The organism is Novosphingobium subterraneum (genome assembly GCF_000807925.1).
GTDB lineage: Bacteria > Pseudomonadota > Alphaproteobacteria > Sphingomonadales > Sphingomonadaceae > Novosphingobium > Novosphingobium subterraneum.
In genome coordinates, this window is the sequence record NZ_JRVC01000019.1 from 1 (window position 1) to 17,217 (window position 17,217).

Here is a 17,217-nt window from a genome sequence, read left to right on the forward strand (position 1 = left end):
GGGCGGCGGCGGTCGCGGTGGGCCGGGCGGGTTAAACTCCGACGGCCGGGGGCGATGGAACCTCTCTGTGTTCCACACCGTGCGCTTCCAGCAATCGGTGCAGATCGCGTCGGGTGGAACCGTGCTTAACCTTCTGGATGGCGATGCCATCAGCGGGAGCGTGGCGCGCCATTCGCTCGAGATGGAGGGCGGCGGATTCTATCGCGGGTTCGGCCTGCGCTTCAGTGGCAATTACACTGGCGGTTCCCGCATCGATGCCAGCGGCCTGCCGGGTTCCACAACTCTCAGGTTCGCGCCGATCGCGACATTCAACCTGCGCCTTTTCGCTGATTTGGGCAGAAAGGCGAAACTGGTGGAGCAGGTGCCGTTCCTGAAAGGCTCGCGCGTGTCTCTGTCTGTCGACAACGTGTTCAACGCTCAGCAGCGGGTCACTGACGATAGCGGGGCGGTGCCACTGCGCTATCAGCCGGGGTATCAGGATCCGCGCGGCCGGGTGTTCGAGATCGAGTTCCGCAAGCAGTTCTGACGGTTCAGACGATCCGGCTCTTGCCTTGAACCCAGGCCCGGGCGCGTTCCTTGTGGCGTTCGCGCTCGGTCTGCTCGAAGTTGTCGGAAAAGTGCCTGAGGGCGATGACTTGCGACAGGGGCAGTTTCTCCTCGAACATCACGCCGCAACGGCCATAACGGGCCCAGCGAATCTGGCCGAAGGCTTCAATATGTTCACATTGCAGGATCGCTGAAGCGCCGACCGGGGGCAGGCCTTCCTCAGGAATAAGGGCGGCTCCGGTAGCCGAGAGATCTTCGAGTATGCAGGACTGCACGCTTGTCAGGAGGATCAGGCGTGCGGGCAGATGCAGGCGAACGCGAGCGTCGCTACGCCGCCCCTGAGGAATGGCGCTTGCGCTCGTTCCAGCCCTGCCAAATGGTTGACCGATCATGTGAGGCTTGTCGCGCAACGGCGCTAATACTGCCAAAACGGACCATGCGGGAAAACCCTGATGACTTTGGGGAAACCGGCCACCTTGCCATTGCGCCGCGCGCTTCAGCGACTATTTGCAGGGGGACGCCATGGCCCGCACGCCCGCCCCTCCACCCGACCGCGATACCGAGCGCTTCCACGAAGATCGCGCGTCCACCACCGTGCGCGGAGCGGACAAGCCGGACATTGAGCTGGGCGTGTCGGTCATCCGCGATACGGTGAACACGCTGCGGCCCAAGCCCGGCGTCTACCGCATGCTCGATGCGCGCGGGGACGTGCTCTACGTGGGCAAGGCACGGGCGCTGAAGAACCGCGTTGCGAATTACACACAGGTGGATCGCCTGCCCAACCGCCTTCGCCGCATGGTCAGCCAGACGCGCAGCATGACGATTGTCACAACCAATTCCGAAGCCGAGGCGCTGCTGCTTGAAGCACAGCTGATCAAGCGCTTCCGCCCGCCCTACAACGTGCTGCTGCGCGATGACAAATCGTTCCCGTTCATCCTTTTGCGCGGCGATCACGCGTTCCCGCGCATCCAGAAGCACCGGGGAGCGCGCAAGGCCAAGGGCAATTATTATGGCCCCTTTGCCAGCGCTGGCAGCGTCAACACCACGATCAACGCGTTGCAGAAGCTGTTTCTTCTTCGAAGCTGCAACGACGGCTTCATGGCGCGGCGTGACCGGCCTTGCCTGCTCTACCAGATCCGCCGTTGTTCGGCCCCTTGCGTCGACCGGATCAGCTCGGAGGACTACGGCGAACTGGTCCGGCAGGCGAAGGATTTCCTCGGCGGCAAATCAAGCGCCGTCCAACGCGAGATCGAGGCGCAGATGCAGGAGGCGGCAGAGAACCTTGACTTCGAGCGCGCCGCGATGCTGCGCGATCGCCTGCGCGCCGCCACCTTCATCCAGGGCAGCCAGGCGATCAATGCCGAAGGGGTCGGCAATGCCGATGTCTTCGCCATGGCGGTCAAGAGCGGGCAGGTTGCGGTGCAGGCCTTCTTCATCCGCGGCGGGCAGAACTGGGGCCACCGCGCCTTCTTCCCCAGCCACACCGAGGGCCTGTCGGAGGAAGAGGTAATGACCAGCTTCCTCGCGCAGTTCTACGAGGAAGTGCCACCTGCACGCCTGATCCTGGTGGACCGCGAACTGCCCGAGGCTGCGCTGCTGGCCGAAGCCCTGTGCGAGGGCGCGGGCGGCAAGGTCGAGATCTCGGTGCCACAGCGCGGCGACCGGCGCCGGTTGATGGAGCAGGCACAGCGCAACGCGGTGGAATCGCTCGACCGCCGCATGGCCGAAAGCGGCACCAAGGCCAAAGTCATGCGCGAGCTGGCCGAGTTCCTCGAGCTGCCGGAAGTGCCGCAGCGCATCGAGGTCTACGACAACAGCCACATTCAGGGCACCAATGCCTTGGGTGCGATGATCGTCGCGGGGCCGGAAGGCTTCTTGAAGGGCCAGTACCGCAAGTGGAACATCAAGACCGCGCAGACCAACGACGACTTCGGCATGATGCGCGAAGTGATGACCCGCCGCTTCGGCAAGGTGCAGGAGGAAGATCCTGATCGCGAAAGCGGCATGTGGCCCGACCTCGTTCTGATCGACGGCGGCAAGGGGCAAATGTCGGCGGTGAAGGAAGCACTGGGCGAGCTTGGTATCGAGGACGTGCCGCTGATCGCGATTGCCAAGGGCCCCCACCACGGGCGCGAAGGGCGCGAGGTGTTCCACTTCCCCGACGGGCGCGAGAAGATGCTTCCCGTGAACTCTCCGGTGCTGTTCCACCTCCAGAACATGCGCGACGAGGTCCACCGCTTCGCCATTGGCGCACACCGCGCCAAGCGGAGCCGGGCGATTACTGCAAGTCCGCTGGACGAAATCCCCGGCATCGGCCCGGCGCGCAAGCGCGCGCTGCTGCTGCACTTCGGCACGGCGGGCAAGGTGCGCGCCGCCAGCCTTGATGATCTGCAGCGGGCACCGGGCGTCAGCGCGGCAGTGGCGCAAACCGTCTATGACTTCTATCATCCCAATGGGTAGAGGATGGAGGCAAGGATGGCAGACCAGCGCAGGGCATGGAGCGACGAGGCCGTGCGCCGGATCGAGGCGGACTTCAACCGCTCTGCCGACACCCACCTGATCCGCGTCGAACTGCCCAAGTTTCCGGGGATCACGCTTTATCTCAAGGACGAGAGCGTCCACCCGACCGGCAGCCTCAAGCACCGCCTGGCGCGCTCGCTGATCCTCTATGGCCTGTGCAACAACCGCATCGGGCCCGGCACGTTGCTGGTCGATGCCACCAGCGGTTCGACCGCCGTTTCCGAGGCTTATTTCGCCAAGCTGATCGGCCTGAAATTCGTGGCTGTCATCCCGCGCAGCACCTCACCTGCGAAGATCGAGGCCATCCGCTTCCATGGCGGCGATGTTCACATGGTTGACAGCGCGAGCGAGATGTACCCTGCGGCAGAGCGACTTGCCGCCGAAGCGGGCGGACTGTTCCTTGATCAGTTCACTTACGCTGAACGGGCAACGGACTGGCGCGGCAACAACAACATCGCGCAGTCGATCTTCCAGCAGATGGCGCGCGAGGACCATCCGGTGCCGGCCTGGATCGTCTGCGGGGCAGGGACGGGCGGCACTTCGGCCACGCTTGGCCGCTTCATCCGCTATGGCCGATATCCGACGCGGCTTTGCGTGGCCGATCCCGAAGGCTCCGTCTTCCATCGTCACCATGCCGATCGTAGCGTGACAGCACCGCCGCAGGGTGCGTGCTGCCTGATCGAAGGCATCGGCCGCCCACGCGTCGAACCTTCCTTCGTGCCGGAGGTGATCGATCGCATGATCGCCGTGCCGGATGCTGCTTCGATCGGTGCAATGCGTGCCATCGCCACGCGGATCGGCAGGCCAGTGGGCGGCTCGACCGGAACGAATATCCACGCCTGCCTGCAGCTGGTCGAAGAGATGGCGGCTGCGGGTGAGGTGGGATCGATCGTAACGATTCTGTGTGATTCGGGCTTGCGCTATGCCCAGACCTATTACGATGATCAGTGGCTGGAAGCGCAGGGCTTACATTGGCGCGAATTTGGCCAAAAGGCGACACACTTGCTTAATTAAAGGAGGATATACGCAAAAACACTATTGACGCATCGGTAACCTATTCTGTTTGGAGCGGTTTCAGGCTGCTGCTGTCTGTTGTCTACAGAAGTTGCATCGAATATGGATGAAGCCGGGGGGCTAGTGGCATGGCGGGGCTGAATTTGCGCAAGGCAGCGCTTCCGCTGGCAGCGGGCCTGCTGCTGAGCGTTTCTGCTCCTGCGCATGCGCAATCCGCCAATGGAGTCGGGTCGCCCTTTGAACTGGCTTTCTGGCAGTCGGTGGCAGGAAGCGACGATCCGGCGGTCTATGATGCCTATCTGCAGCAGTACCCTGCCGGCACCTTTGCCGGATTGGCGCGAGCGAAACTTGCCACCTTGCGCAAGGCTCCGATTTCGCCTGCTGCAGTCGCGCCGGTGGCCGCTCCAGCCGTTGCGCCGGTTGCGGCGCCTGCGGCTCAACTGACGCCGGCCGTGGCGACCGTGGTGTCGCAGCCGGCTCCGCCGTCCGCGCCGCCAACGCCTGTCGCTGCAACTGCGCCAGCGGCCGCGTCTGTGCCGATGCAGAGCCCCGCGGAACCAAAGCCAGCAGTGGTTGCAGCGCCCAAGGCTGCCATTGCCGAAGCCTCGGACGTGACCAGTGATGCGAACCTGCTGCTCGAACTCGCGAGGTCGCAGGAAGTTGGCGGCGGCACGGACCGGGTCGCTGCAGCAAATGGCTTTGCGTTGCCCCCGCGGCCAGTCCTGACCGAAATTGCCGACCTGTCCTTGCCAACCTCGTTCTGCTCGGCCGAACAGCGCAATGCGTTCTACGAGACCCGCTACAAGCCGCACCTCGATCTTGCCCGCGCCAACAATGATGCGGCCATTGCCCATATGCAGAAGCTGCAGCAGGCCTATGACAGTTTTCAGCTGTCCCGCGATCCTTCGCCGATGAATGCCCTGGCGGCGGAAGCCAGCTCCTACCAGCAGCAGGTCGCCGCTACCGCCTATGCGCGTCAGGCTGCGGTGGTTCGCCAGTTCGACCAGCTCATGGCCTTGCCGATAACGGCCTGCCAGATCGCGACGGCGACGAAGTGAGGCGCGCGGTGGAACTGGGAATGGCTGGCGTGCTGCTTGCAGCAACCCCGGCCCAGGCCGAAGCGTGCCTTGACCGTGAAACCATCACTGCGGCGCGCGTTCACGAATTCGAGACGATGATGATGGCGGTGACCCTGCGCTGCAAGGCGATCGGCACCGATATCGGGCCGGTCATCGAAGCCATGATGGGCACGCACCGCCCGATCTTTGCGGCGGCGGACCGGCGCATGCGCGCGTTCTTCGCGCCGCAGAAGCGGGCGTACGAAAGCTATTCCACGCAACTTGGCAACCGCTATGGCGGGGGCGCGACTGACACTGCCAACTGTCACCGTTTCGAGAAAGTCGCCCGGGAACTTGCCGGCAAACCCGGTGTGACGTCGCTCGGACGGGTGGTCTTCGCAATGATCGACAAGCCCCGCATCGTCGGCGCCGTCTGTGCCAAGCCCTGATCAGTCGGCAGACGTCTTCCGCTCGATCGGTCGAATCAGGCCTTCCTGCGCCACGCTGGCGACAAGACGGCCATCACGCGTGTAGATCCGTCCGCGATTGAAACCGCGCGCGCGCCCTGCCCAGGGACTGTCGCACGCATAGAGCATCCATTCGTCCGCGCGGAACTCGTCGTGGAACCAGATCGCATGATCGAGGCTCGCCCCCATCAGGTTGCCTTTCGACCAGCTGATGTCGTGCGGGAGGGTGGACGTGCCAAGCAAGGTCATGTCGCTGGCATAGGCCAGGACCGCACGGTGGATGCGGGGATCATCGGGCAGGGCGCCAACCGAGCGGAACCAGGTGTGCGCACGCGGTTCTTGCGGTCCATTGTTCATCCAGTGCCGGGCCTCGATGGGGCGCAGCTCTATCGGCCGCGGCTGCAGCATTTGCTGGCGCTGCTTCTCGGGCATCTTTGCGGCATAACGCAGGCGCAACTCGCTCTCGCTGGCAAGGTCGTCCGGCCCCACGACCTGGGGCATCGGCTCTGCATGGTGTCGCCCGTCCTCGCGCCGGTGGAACGAAGCGACCATGTTGAGAATCGGCTTGCCCAGCTGGCTGGCGACCACCCTGCGGTTCGAAAAGCTGCCGCCATCGAGGTCACGCTCGACCTTGAAGTCGATCTCGTGATCCTCGTTTCCGCCGCGCAGGAAATAGGCATGGAGCGAATGGACGGGGCGGTCGGCGGGGACGGTGCGTTCTGCACTTGCCAAGGCCTGCCCGATCACCTGGCCGCCGAACACGCGGCCGACGCCGCCGATCTTGCGACGACCCTCGAAGCGGTCGCCGCCGTGGTCCTTCACGTCGAGAAGGTCGAGCAGTCTTTCGACGAGTTCCTGCGGTGTCGGATTTTCAGAGTCGGTCATGCGAACGCGATGGACGTGGCTGCCGTTTACGTCAACGGGATCAATTCAGCGCAAGCCACGCGCCTTGGCATAGACCCGCCAGCACAGCGCCTTGGCGCGATTGCCATTCGGCCAGCGGCCGGGCGGGCGTGGCTTCATGCCAAACTTGCGCAGCAACCCGTTGAAGGCGCGCGCGTCTGCTTCGGCAAAACTCCATTCTGATCGCCAGGTGATCGAGAGGGAAACCGAGGGCTGCGGGCCGTTGCGTACAAAATGGGGCGACATCACCGGCACGTAGAGCGCCTCGCCCGGGGACAGCGACCAGTCCTTGCCGCCGCCGAGCAATTCATCGCGCCAGAACAGGTCTCGCCCGCCGCCGGTGTGATAGGTCTCGTGCGTTTCGTCCGGGGCAAAGCGGGCATCGCCTGCCGGAAACATCGTCATGACCTTCGACCCCATCACCTGAAGGAGGATGTTGTGTTCGGGGTCGAAGTGATAGGGTGTCACGCCGCCCGGGCTGGTCACGAAGATGAAGCCCTGCGGTTTCAGCATTGCGCCCGTGCGCTGTTCGATGACCGGGCGCAATTCGTCGAGCAGGCTGTCGAGAAGCTCCGCATAGGCGGGGATCTGCTCGATATTCTTGAGAGCCGCCCAGCTGCCGGTGGATGCGATGTTGCGGATCGTCTCGCCGATACCAATGCCGTTGGCGGGAGCTTTTTCCCCGTTGAGCCCCAATGGCAAGGCCGCACGATTGTATTCGACCGAGCGGTCCGGCAGCGCCTCGCCAAGGATAGCGAGGGCATCGGGATGCATCAGCGGGTGCATGCCCAGCCGGTGGACCAGCTTGTGCGGCACTTCCGGATAGGAGGCGGCGAAAGCGGCGCGCGAGGTCTCGTCGAAAGCGTCGAGGGGCGCGGCTCCGCCAGCGAAGGCAATCGGTTTGTTCATCGGCTCAGTCCGACAGGGTTGCGCCCCAATTCGAGCGACAGGAGAGTTTCGAAGAACCTGCGCCGGATACTGCCGCCGATGGCAACCGAAATGCGTCCGATCGGCCGGCGTTCGGTCCAGAGGCTGTCGATCATCGGATGATCGGGTGCGGCGCAGCTGTCGCACCAGCTGATGTCCGGTCGCGACAGGAGTGCGAGGTTCTCGCGCTGCAACAGGACGCCGGGAGAAAAGCGCGCGAAATCCTCGTCGAAGGCGGTCTTGTAGGAGAAGCTGCCGGGCGGCGTCAGGAAATTGGCCAGCATTGCGATGTGGCGCCCGTCCAGCGTCAGCGCCAGGCGCTCCAGCCTGCCAATCCCCGCAGCTTCGACAAGCGCCTTGCGAAACAGCGATTCCGTCGTGGACGCACAGGCCATTGCGCTGCCACTGGTGCCTTTCCAGCCGCGCCTTTCAAGCAGGAGAAACTGCTCGATCCAGCTTTCGAGATCCGTGGCATCCAGCTGTCGTTCGAAGGCCAGCGTGCCCTGTTCGGCCAGGCGCGCGTGCTGGCGACGCAACTCCTTGCGTTTCTTGCCGGTCAGCGCGCGCTCGAGGTAAAGATCCGGCGAAAGCGGCGAATGCAGCATGGCCCGTCGTTCGCGCATGACGAGCGCAGACTTGCGGCCCTGCAGTTCGGACAGTTCGAACAACGCCGCGGTCAATGGCTGTTCCAGAGGCATTGCGGGCAGGTGCAGGAACAGAGCCTGTTCGCGTGTCGCCGCTTCGTCGGCCCAATGCAACAGCGCTTGCCAGAACACTCTCTCGCAGCCGGCCCGAACCAAGGGCACGCCCAGAAAGGCGTTGGGATGCAGCCAGCTCGCCAAGTGCGGCAGCGGCCAACGCCCATAGCGGCGCGGCCTGGTCAGCGGCATCAGCGCGGCCAGTTCGCCACCAATCTCGACGGTCAGCAAGCGCTTGGTCCCCTGGGGATCGAAGGCTTCGAGCGAGGGTATGAGATACCAGGGTTCAAAGAAGGGATTGGTTGTCGAGGCACTCTCGGCCAGCGCCTGCCACTGCGCCGGTCGTCCGTCGACCGTCCACTCGCGCCAAGGCCGCACCGTTGCCACCGCCGCGCTCGGCGGACAGAAGGAACTGGGCGTGCTTGCCATGGTGAATGTCGCGACGTTCAAGTTCTCGGGTCTCCGCCACCGGCCTTAGGTGGAATGCCCGAAAACTCGGTTAACAAGCCAGCAAAGAAATACCCCGCCCGGATTGCTCCGGACGGGGCATCCTCTCCCCAACTTGGGCGTTGGCTCCTTAACCCACGGCGTTGCTTGCAAGAGCGGCGAGCAGCAGCAGAGCTACGATGTTGGTTATCTTGATCATCGGGTTCACGGCAGGGCCAGCGGTGTCCTTGTAGGGATCGCCCACGGTATCACCCGTGACAGCGGCCTTGTGGGCGTCCGAGCCCTTGCCGCCGTGGTTGCCGTCCTCGATGTACTTCTTGGCGTTGTCCCATGCGCCGCCGCCCGAGGTCATCGAGATGGCGACGAACAGACCGCCGACGATCACGCCCAGCAGCAGGGCGCCAAGGGCGGCAAAGCCGTTGGCCTGACCGGCCACCGCTGCGATCACGAAGTAGACCGCGATCGGGGCCAGCACCGGCAGCAGCGAAGGCACGATCATTTCCTTGATCGCGGCCTTGGTGACGAGGTCCACCGTGCGGGCATAGTCAGGCTTCGAGGTGCCCGCCATGATCCCCGGATTGTCGCGGAACTGGTCACGCACGTCGATCACCACGTCGCCCGCCGCGCGGCCCACAGCGGTCATGCCCATCGCGCCGAACAGGTACGGCAGGAGCGCGCCGAGCAGCAGCCCGACGATGACATAGGGGTTTTCGAGGCTGAAGCTGACCGCGAGGTTCGGGAAGAACTCCCTGAGGTCGGTGGTGTAGGCCGCGAAAAGGACAAGCGCGGCAAGGCCGGCCGATCCGATTGCATAGCCCTTGGTTACGGCCTTGGTGGTGTTGCCCACCGCGTCCAGTGCGTCGGTCTTGTCACGGACCGAATCGTCGAGGCCCGCCATCTCGGCGATGCCACCGGCGTTGTCAGTCACTGGACCATAGGCGTCCAATGCCACGACCATGCCGGCCAGCGCCAGCATCGCGGTTGCCGCATAGGCAATGCCGATCAGCCCGGCGAGCTGGTAGGCAATGATGATGCCGGCGCAGATCACGATCGTCGGCATTGCGGTCGATTCAAGGCTGATGGCCAGACCCTGGATGACGTTGGTGCCGTGGCCGGTTTCCGACGACTTGGCGATCGAGCGCACCGGGCGATAGTTGGTGCCGGTGTAATACTCGGTGATCCAGATGATCAGGCCGGTGATGACGAGGCCGAGCAGCGAGCAGTAGAACAGCACGCGGCCGGTGAAGGTCACCGTGTTGTCGAGGATGGTGTAGCTCATAGCGGTTTCCATGTCGCCCAGCGCATAGGAAATCGCCCACCAGATCGCACCGATGGAGAGGACGGCGGTGACAAGGAAGCCCTTGTACATCGCGCCCATGATGTTGTTGGAGGAGCCGAGCTTGACGAAGTAGGTGCCGATGATCGAGGTGACGATGCAGACGCCGCCGATCAGCAGCGGCAGGGCCATCATCGCGCCGAGCGCATCGCCCAGGCCCTTGAGCAGCAGTGCGGTCAGCACCATGGTTGCGCCAACGGTCACGACATAGGTTTCGAACAGGTCGGCGGCCATGCCGGCGCAGTCGCCCACATTGTCGCCCACGTTGTCGGCGATAACGGCCGGGTTGCGCGGATCGTCTTCGGGGATGCCTGCTTCGACCTTGCCGACGAGGTCGGCGCCGACGTCGGCCGCCTTGGTGAAGATACCACCGCCAAGACGCGCGAAGATCGAGATCAGCGAAGCACCGAACGCGAGCGCGACGAGGCCGTCGACCACGGTGCGATCATCGCCGCCCACGGTGTAACCGGCGATGTCGGTCAGGTAGTGGTAAAAAACCGCGATGGCGAGCAGGGCGAGGCCTGCCACCAGCATGCCAGTGATTGCGCCCGCACGGAAAGCGAGGGTCAGGCCGGCCTGCAGGCCGTTCTGTGCCGCCGCAGCCGTGCGCACGTTGGAGCGGACCGAGATGTTCATCCCGATGAAGCCCGCAACGCCCGAAAGCACGGCGCCGATCACGAAGCCGGTGGCTGAGATTGCGCCCAGCGTTGCGGCAATGATCACGGCGACGACCACGCCGACGATGGCGATGGTGGTGTACTGGCGCTTGAGGTAGGCCTGCGCGCCTTCCTGAATGGCGGCGGCAATTTCCTGCATCCTGGCGTTGCCCGCCGGTGCGCCGAGCACCTGACGGCTGGTCACGAAGCCATAAACGACGGCAAGCAACCCGAGTATTATCGATAATACGACTAGGTTCACGTTGGCATCCCCCTTTATGTCCGGTGCCACGAGTGGCCCGTCCCCGTCGTTGCGGGTGGGGGGAAGCTATCGTTTTATTTCTGCCCCGCAAGCCCTTCCATGACCTTGGCCAAGGGCTTTTTAATCGTGCATATAACCCAGATTGCCATGCGGCACTGCACCATCGATGATTACAGGTGATGATGTCGCCGCCTGCGCCACCCCGATGCGAAGGGCGGCGACTGGTGCAGGTAACCCCGGGGGGAGCGTGAACAGCAGTTCGTAATCGTCGCCCCAGCGCATTGCATCGTCGCGACGGCTGTCGGGCAGGGCGGCAGGGAAGGGCACACTCTCGCTGGCAATGGCGAAGGTCACGCCGCTGGCCTGTGCCATGCGCGCCGCATCGATCAGCAGGCCGTCAGACACGTCCATCATCGCGGTTGCCAGTGGGGCAAGTGTCCGGCCTTCGGCAAGGCGAGGCAAGGGCCGCCGGAAAGTGGTGCTATCGCGGCCGGTTCCGTCGCGCAGTGCTTCGAACCCCAGCATCGCCGCACCAACCGGCCCGGTAAGCCAGAGGGTGTCGCCCACCTTTGCCCCGCTGCGCGAAGGTACGGGTGAACAGGTCGCTCGTCCCAGCGCGGTCAGTCCAAGGCTGCGGGGCCCGTTGCCGCTGACAGTATCGCCTCCCAGCAAGGGCACGCCAAACGCCTGCAATGCCTCGCCAAGTCCGGCAACAAAGCGCGTGTCCTCCTCGCCCAGCGTGAAGCCCAGCAGCACACCCACCGGTTCGGCCCCCTTGGCTGCCAGGTCGGACAAGTTGGTTGCGACGAGTTTCCAGGCCACGTCCGCCATGTCCTGTCCCGGCAGCCAGTGTACGCCTTCGACCATCATGTCATGGGTCAGCACCAGCGTCTCGCCGCCGAACGGCAATACCGCGCAGTCATCAGTCAACCCGCGGGCGGCGGGGTGCAGGGCCAGCTTGCGCATGGCCGCAATCAGGTCGGATTCCTTGCTCACGCCCGGTCTATGGGGCGCGCTGGCGAACCGCACAAGTCCGCTTGACCAGCACCATTTCGCCCCTTAATCGTTCGATTAAAGATGTATCGAGAGGAGTCGGAACACATGGCAACAGCCTATATCGTCGACGCAGTACGCACGGCTGGAGGACGTCGCGGCGGACGGCTTGCAGGCGTTCACCCTGTCGATCTCGCCGCGCGCAGCCTGGATGCCATCATCGCTCGGACCGGCATTGACCCGACTGCCGTCGATGATGTGATCATGGGCTGCGTCACCCAGGCCGGACAGCAGGCGATGCAGGTCGGCCGAAATGCCGTGCTCGCCTCGAAGCTGCTGCCGCAATCGACGCCGGCCGTTACCATCGATCGCCAGTGCGGTTCTTCGCAGCAGGCGATCCAGTTCGCCGCGCAGGCGGTGATGTCGGGCGTGCAGGACGTGGTGATCGCTTCGGGCGTGGAAAGCATGAGCCGGGTGCCGATGGGCTCGAACGCCACGTTCCACATGAAGGAGGGCCTTGGCCACTACAAGTCGCCGGGTCTGGACGAGAAGTATCCGGGGATCATGTTCTCGCAGTTCATGGGCGCGGAAATGATCGTCAAGAAGCACGGGTTCTCCAAGGATGACCTCGATCGTTTTTCGCTGAACAGTCACCAGAAGGCTATCGCCGCGACGAACGCGCAGGCTTTCGCTAATGAGATCGTGCCGGTCGAAATCGAGGCACCTGAAGGCCCCGCCATGCACACCGTGGACGAAGGGATCCGCTTCGATGCCACGCTCGAAGGCATTGCCGGAGTCAAGCTGCTCAGCCCGGAAGGTTCGCTGACCGCCGCCAGCTCCAGCCAGATCTGCGACGGTTCCAGCGCTGTGCTGGTCGTCTCGGAAGCCGCACTGAAGGCGCACGGGCTCACCCCGTTGGCGCGCATCCACAACCTTACCGTGACTGCGGGCGATCCGGTGATCATGCTCGAAGAGCCGCTCTTCGCCACCGACCGTGCGCTGCAGCGGGCCGGGATGAAGATCTCGGACATCGACCTTTATGAAGTGAACGAAGCCTTCGCGTCGGTGCCGATGGCCTGGCTCAAGCACACCGGGGCAGACCCCGAGAAGCTCAACGTCAATGGCGGCGCCATTGCGCTCGGTCACCCGCTGGGCGCTTCGGGTACGAAGCTCATGGCCACGCTCGTCCACGCCCTGCGCGCCCGCGGCGGCAAGTACGGTCTGCAGACGATGTGCGAAGGTGGCGGCGTTGCCAACGTCACCATTATCGAAGCTCTTTGATTTCAGCCCTTTAGAGAGGATAATTCGCAATGAAGCTCGACAATACCGTTGCCGCCGTGGTCACCGGCGGCGCTTCCGGCCTCGGCGCAGCCACCGCCCGGGCGCTTGCCGCCAAGGGCGTGAAGGTCGCCATCTTCGATCTGCAGAAGGAAAAGGGCGAGGCCGTGGCTGCCGAGATCGGCGGCGTGTTCTGCGAAGTGAACGTGACCAGCGACGAGAGTGTAGACGCCGGCTTTGCCAAGGCGCGCGCGGCGCATGGCCAGGAGCGCATCCTCGTCAACTGCGCCGGCACCGGCAATGCCATCAAGACGGCAAGCCGTTCGAAGGAAACAGGCGAGATCAAGCACTTCCCGATGGATGCGTTCAACTGGATCATCCAGATCAACCTCGTCGGCACGTTCCGCTGCATTGCCAAGTCGGCCGCCGGCATGATGACTCTCGATCCCTGCGACGAGTTCGGTGAGCGCGGCGCTATCGTGAATACCGCTTCGGTTGCTGCTGAAGATGGCCAGATGGGCCAGGCCGCCTATTCGGCCTCGAAGGGCGGGGTAGTCGGCATGACCCTGCCGATCGCGCGTGACCTGATGAGCGAGGGCATTCGCGTCAACACCATCCTGCCCGGCATCTTCAACACCCCGCTGCTGCAGGGCGCGCCGCAGAACGTGAAGGACGCGCTCGCGGCGTCAGTCCCGTTCCCCAAGCGCCTCGGCATGCCCGAGGAGTACGCCAACCTTGCCATGTGCATGATCGAGACCGGCTACTTCAACGGCGAGGACGTCCGCCTCGATGGCGCCATCCGCATGGCGCCGCGCTGATCGCCTTAAGGTTGTGTCCCCGCGCAGGCGGGGACCTCGGTGGTCTTGCGGGGCGCTTCCGCTAACCGACTGAGGCTCCCGCCTGCGCGGGAGCGCAACGGCATTCAAGGGAGAGTTTCGTGGCCGACTATACGCAGATCAAGCTCGACATCGCCGATGGCATCGCGACGATCACGTTGCACCGCCCCGAAAAGATGAACGCCTATACCGGCACGATGATGAACGAGATGATCGATGCGTTCGATCGCACCGATGCGGATGACAGCGTGCGCGCGGTGATCGTTACCGGGGCGGGAGACCGCGCATTCTGTGCCGGCGCAGACCTCACACCCAGTGACGGCAAGCACGTCTTCTCCAGCGGCGATGCGGTGGAAGACCTGTCCGATCCTCGCGTGCGCGATGGCGGCGGCATGATCACCTTGCGCATCTATCAGTCCAAGAAGCCGGTGATCGGCGCTATCAACGGTGCGGCGGTCGGTGTCGGCGTCACCATGCAGTTGCCGATGGACATCCGCCTGGCCTCGACCAAGGCGCGCTTCGGCCTTGTCTTTGCGCGCCGGGGGATCGTGCCCGAAGCCGCGTCGAGCTGGTTTCTGCCGCGTATCGTGGGGCTGCCCCAAGCGCTCGAATGGTGCATGACCGGCCGTGTTTTCGATGCCGAGGAAGCCCTGCGCGGCGGCCTTGTTCGCTCGCTGCACGAACCTGAGGACCTCATGCCCGTGGCAATCGCGCTCGCACGCGAAATTGCCGACAACACCAGTGCGGTCTCGGTCGCGATGACCCGCGCCATGCTGTGGCATAACCCGTCGTTTTCGCATCCGATGGAGGCGCACCGCGTCGACAGCCGTGCGATCTACACCCTCTCGCGCGGCGGCGATGCGGCCGAAGGCATCGCGAGTTTTCTGGAAAAACGCGCTCCCCGCTACCCCGGACGCGTTTCTTCGGATATGCCGTCGTTTTATCCGTGGTGGAACGAGCCGGGTTGGGAATGAGTACGGAAGTGTCAAAGGGGGAAAGCCTGGAAACGCCGGGCGCACGCGAGCAGCTTCTGCAGACCGCGTCGAGCATCATGCGCGAGGGAGATGTCGTCGACATCTCCCTATCGGAATTGAGCCTGCGGTCCGGCCTGAACTCCGCGTTGGTGAAGTACTACTTCGGCAACAAGGCGGGCATGCTCAAGGCCTTGCTCGACCGAGACATGGAGAACATCGTCAAGTCGGTCGACGCCCTGCTCGCCAAGGACGACATGAGCCCCGAGGCCAAGCTGCGGCTGCACATTTCGAAGTGCATCGATACCTATTTCGAATATCCCTATCTCAACCGCCTGCTGATGCGTCTTGTTCGTGACAGTGACGAGGCTGAAGCGAAGCGAATCGCCGACCAGTATCTGCTGCCGCTGCATCGCGCCTACAACCGGTTCATCGGCGATGGCGTGAAGGCGGGCGTCTTCCGGCCGATCAACCCGCAGCTGTTCTACTTCACGGTTACCGGCGCGGCCGATCGCTTCTTTTCGGCGCGTCTGGTGCTCAAGCACTGCTTCGATCAAGACACCCTCACCGAGGAACTGCGCGACAGCTACCGCGAGCACACCGTCGATTTCATCATGGCCGGCATCCTCGCACACTGAGCGGGATCGCAGTCTCGAGCAGGTGCAGCATGAAACCATGCTGCACCCCTTGCGCTGCAATGCGCGCTAAAGCTGGAGGCATGGCGGCATAAAGAAAATGTCGTCTAGCGCCTACGTGCGCATTGATCTAACGCGCATGCCACCGCTTGGTGGCATAATATTTCGCTCTTGCGCATCAGGCTGGTTTCATGTGATACGAAATCATGCCCGGAACACAAACGCGCCTCACCGACTTCATGCCCTACCGGATGGCCATCACCTCGAATGCGGTGAGCGGCCTCATAGCGGGCGAGTATCGCAGCGAATTCGGCCTGAAGATTCCCGAATGGCGGATCATGGCCGTGCTGGGTGACGCAGGGCCTTTGACCCAACGCGATCTTGTTCGAGCCACGCTGATGGACAAGGTGGCTGTCAATCGTGCTTGCAAGGTGCTTGAGGAGCGTGGCCTGGTCCAGCGCAGCCCGAACGAGCAGGACGGTCGCTCTCATCATCTGGAACTGACGGCATCGGGATGCGAACTGCACGGCAGGATCTGGCCGCAGGCGTTCGAGATGTACCAGAAGATATTCTCGGCAATAACCCCGCGTGAACAGGAAAAGCTGCGCGCCATTCTTGAGAAACTGCTCAAGGCTGCCCGGACGCTCGAAGGCGAAGAGAAGTGAAGCTCGCATCATTACCGCAGGGACGCGACGGTCGGCTGATCGTCGTGTCGAACGACCTTGCCTGGTATGCCGACGCCGATCACATCGTGCCGACCATGCAGGCCTTGCTGGATGACTGGGACCGCTACTTCCCCTTGGTCGAGGCGCTTTCGATCGAGCTTGCCCATGAAGCAATTCCGCGCAAGCGGTTCCACGAACGTGAAGCCTGCGCCCCGCTCCCACGTGCCTACCAGTGGGCCGATGGCAGCGCCTACGTCAATCACGTTGAACTCGTCCGCAAGGCTCGCGGGGCGGAACTGCCGGAAAGCTTCTGGACCGATCCTCTGATGTACCAAGGGGGTAGCGACGATTTGCGCGGAGGGCGCGAACCGCTTGCCCTGAGGGACGAGGCATGGGGTTGCGACTTTGAGGCCGAGATCGTCGTCGTGACCGGTGACGTTCCCCAAGGCGTTGCGCCTGACGAAGCACTCAAGCACATTCGTCTCGTTGGCCTGGTGAACGACGTTTCGCTGCGCAATCTCATTCCGGGCGAACTTGCCAAAGGGTTCGGCTTTGTCCAGTCGAAGCCTGCCAGCCACTTTTCACCGGTGTTCGTGACGCCGGCCAGCCTTGGCGAGGCATGGAGCGGTGGCAAGCTGATGCGGACGCTCTCGGTCGACGTCAACGGCCAGCCTTTCGGTCGGGTCGAGGCGGGCGAGGAATGCACCTTCGATTTTGGGGTGTTGATCGCGCATCTTGCCAGGACCCGCGGTCTGGGGGCGGGGACGATCATCGGCTCCGGCACGGTGTCCAATCGCGATCCTGATGGTTCGCCCGGGCGTCCGGTGTCGCAAGGCGGCAAGGGGTACGCCTGCATTGCCGAACAGCGCATGGTTGAAACGATTACCTCGGGCCAGCCTTCGACTCCGTTCCTGAAGTGGGGCGATACGGTGCGCATCGAAGTGCGCGATGCTAAGGGCAAGAGCATCTTCGGGGCAATCGATCAGACCGTTACCCGCGCCTGAT

Annotated in this window: 16 protein-coding genes and 1 pseudogene; 11 read left to right on the forward strand and 6 right to left on the reverse strand. The window is 63.7% G+C overall.

The window, feature by feature from the left end:
- A pseudogene (locus tag NJ75_RS16640) lies at positions 1-526 on the forward strand (TonB-dependent receptor); the annotation flags it as partial.
- A gap of 4 nt (positions 527-530) precedes the next feature.
- On the opposite strand, the gene NJ75_RS16645 reads toward NJ75_RS16640, so the two are convergent.
- A complete protein-coding gene (locus NJ75_RS16645; RefSeq protein WP_052242589.1) occupies positions 531-938 on the reverse strand; it encodes a PilZ domain-containing protein in 408 nt (135 codons plus the stop codon).
- A 130-nt stretch (positions 939-1,068) separates the two neighbouring features.
- On the opposite strand from NJ75_RS16645, the gene uvrC reads away from it, so the two are divergent.
- From uvrC to NJ75_RS16665, 4 genes are all read left to right on the forward strand, one after another.
- Positions 1,069-3,006, forward strand: coding sequence for an excinuclease ABC subunit UvrC (uvrC, locus tag NJ75_RS16650; protein ID WP_039336528.1), 1,938 nt, complete (start codon positions 1,069-1,071; stop codon positions 3,004-3,006).
- Positions 3,007-3,021: 15 nt separating this feature from the next.
- Positions 3,022-4,080, forward strand: coding sequence for a PLP-dependent cysteine synthase family protein (locus tag NJ75_RS16655; protein WP_039336530.1), 1,059 nt, complete (start codon positions 3,022-3,024; stop codon positions 4,078-4,080).
- 128 nt (positions 4,081-4,208) lie between these two features.
- Positions 4,209-5,138, forward strand: coding sequence for a hypothetical protein (locus NJ75_RS23430; protein WP_052242590.1), 930 nt, complete (start codon positions 4,209-4,211; stop codon positions 5,136-5,138).
- A complete protein-coding gene (locus NJ75_RS16665) occupies positions 5,135-5,587 on the forward strand; it encodes a hypothetical protein (protein WP_039336531.1) in 453 nt (150 codons plus the stop codon). The genes NJ75_RS23430 and NJ75_RS16665 overlap by 4 nt, the downstream gene beginning before the upstream one ends.
- On the opposite strand, the gene NJ75_RS16670 is transcribed toward NJ75_RS16665, so the two are convergent.
- The 5 genes from NJ75_RS16670 to thiL form a co-directional block, all read right to left on the reverse strand.
- A complete protein-coding gene (locus tag NJ75_RS16670; protein WP_039336532.1) occupies positions 5,588-6,490 on the reverse strand; it encodes an acyl-CoA thioesterase in 903 nt (300 codons plus the stop codon).
- A gap of 45 nt (positions 6,491-6,535) precedes the next feature.
- Positions 6,536-7,417, reverse strand: a complete 882-nt coding sequence (locus tag NJ75_RS16675) for a cupin domain-containing protein (protein WP_039336534.1) — start codon at positions 7,415-7,417, stop codon at positions 6,536-6,538.
- On the reverse strand, positions 7,414-8,562 hold the full coding sequence (locus NJ75_RS16680; RefSeq protein ID WP_039336658.1) for a GNAT family N-acetyltransferase: 1,149 nt from the start codon (positions 8,560-8,562) through the stop codon (positions 7,414-7,416). Before NJ75_RS16680 ends, NJ75_RS16675 begins: the two co-directional genes overlap by 4 nt.
- 148 nt (positions 8,563-8,710) lie before the next feature.
- On the reverse strand, positions 8,711-10,834 hold the full coding sequence (locus tag NJ75_RS16685; protein WP_039336660.1) for a sodium-translocating pyrophosphatase: 2,124 nt from the start codon (positions 10,832-10,834) through the stop codon (positions 8,711-8,713).
- A gap of 120 nt (positions 10,835-10,954) precedes the next feature.
- On the reverse strand, positions 10,955-11,830 hold the full coding sequence (gene thiL / locus NJ75_RS16690; protein WP_039336535.1) for a thiamine-phosphate kinase: 876 nt from the start codon (positions 11,828-11,830) through the stop codon (positions 10,955-10,957).
- Positions 11,831-11,935: 105 nt separating this feature from the next.
- Between thiL and NJ75_RS16695 the strand changes: the two genes are divergently transcribed.
- From NJ75_RS16695 to NJ75_RS16720, 6 genes are all read left to right on the forward strand, one after another.
- Positions 11,936-13,108 carry an acetyl-CoA C-acetyltransferase gene (locus tag NJ75_RS16695; RefSeq protein WP_039336537.1) on the forward strand — a complete coding sequence of 391 codons (1,173 nt, stop codon included), beginning with the start codon at positions 11,936-11,938 and terminating at the stop codon, positions 13,106-13,108.
- A gap of 29 nt (positions 13,109-13,137) precedes the next feature.
- On the forward strand, positions 13,138-13,923 hold the full coding sequence (locus NJ75_RS16700) for an SDR family NAD(P)-dependent oxidoreductase (RefSeq protein ID WP_039336538.1): 786 nt from the start codon (positions 13,138-13,140) through the stop codon (positions 13,921-13,923).
- A gap of 119 nt (positions 13,924-14,042) precedes the next feature.
- Complete coding sequence (locus NJ75_RS16705; protein WP_039336541.1) at positions 14,043-14,915, forward strand: crotonase/enoyl-CoA hydratase family protein; 873 nt, start codon at positions 14,043-14,045, stop codon at positions 14,913-14,915.
- Positions 14,912-15,550 (forward strand): TetR family transcriptional regulator, encoded by a 639-nt coding sequence (locus NJ75_RS16710; protein ID WP_039336544.1) that lies wholly within the window; start codon positions 14,912-14,914, stop codon positions 15,548-15,550. Before NJ75_RS16705 ends, NJ75_RS16710 begins: the two co-directional genes overlap by 4 nt.
- 203 nt (positions 15,551-15,753) lie before the next feature.
- Positions 15,754-16,212: a MarR family winged helix-turn-helix transcriptional regulator gene (locus NJ75_RS16715; RefSeq protein WP_039336546.1), complete on the forward strand. Its 459-nt coding sequence runs from the start codon at positions 15,754-15,756 to the stop codon at positions 16,210-16,212.
- On the forward strand, positions 16,209-17,216 hold the full coding sequence (locus NJ75_RS16720; protein WP_039336548.1) for a fumarylacetoacetate hydrolase family protein: 1,008 nt from the start codon (positions 16,209-16,211) through the stop codon (positions 17,214-17,216). Before NJ75_RS16715 ends, NJ75_RS16720 begins: the two co-directional genes overlap by 4 nt.
- Position 17,217 lies beyond the last annotated feature (1 nt).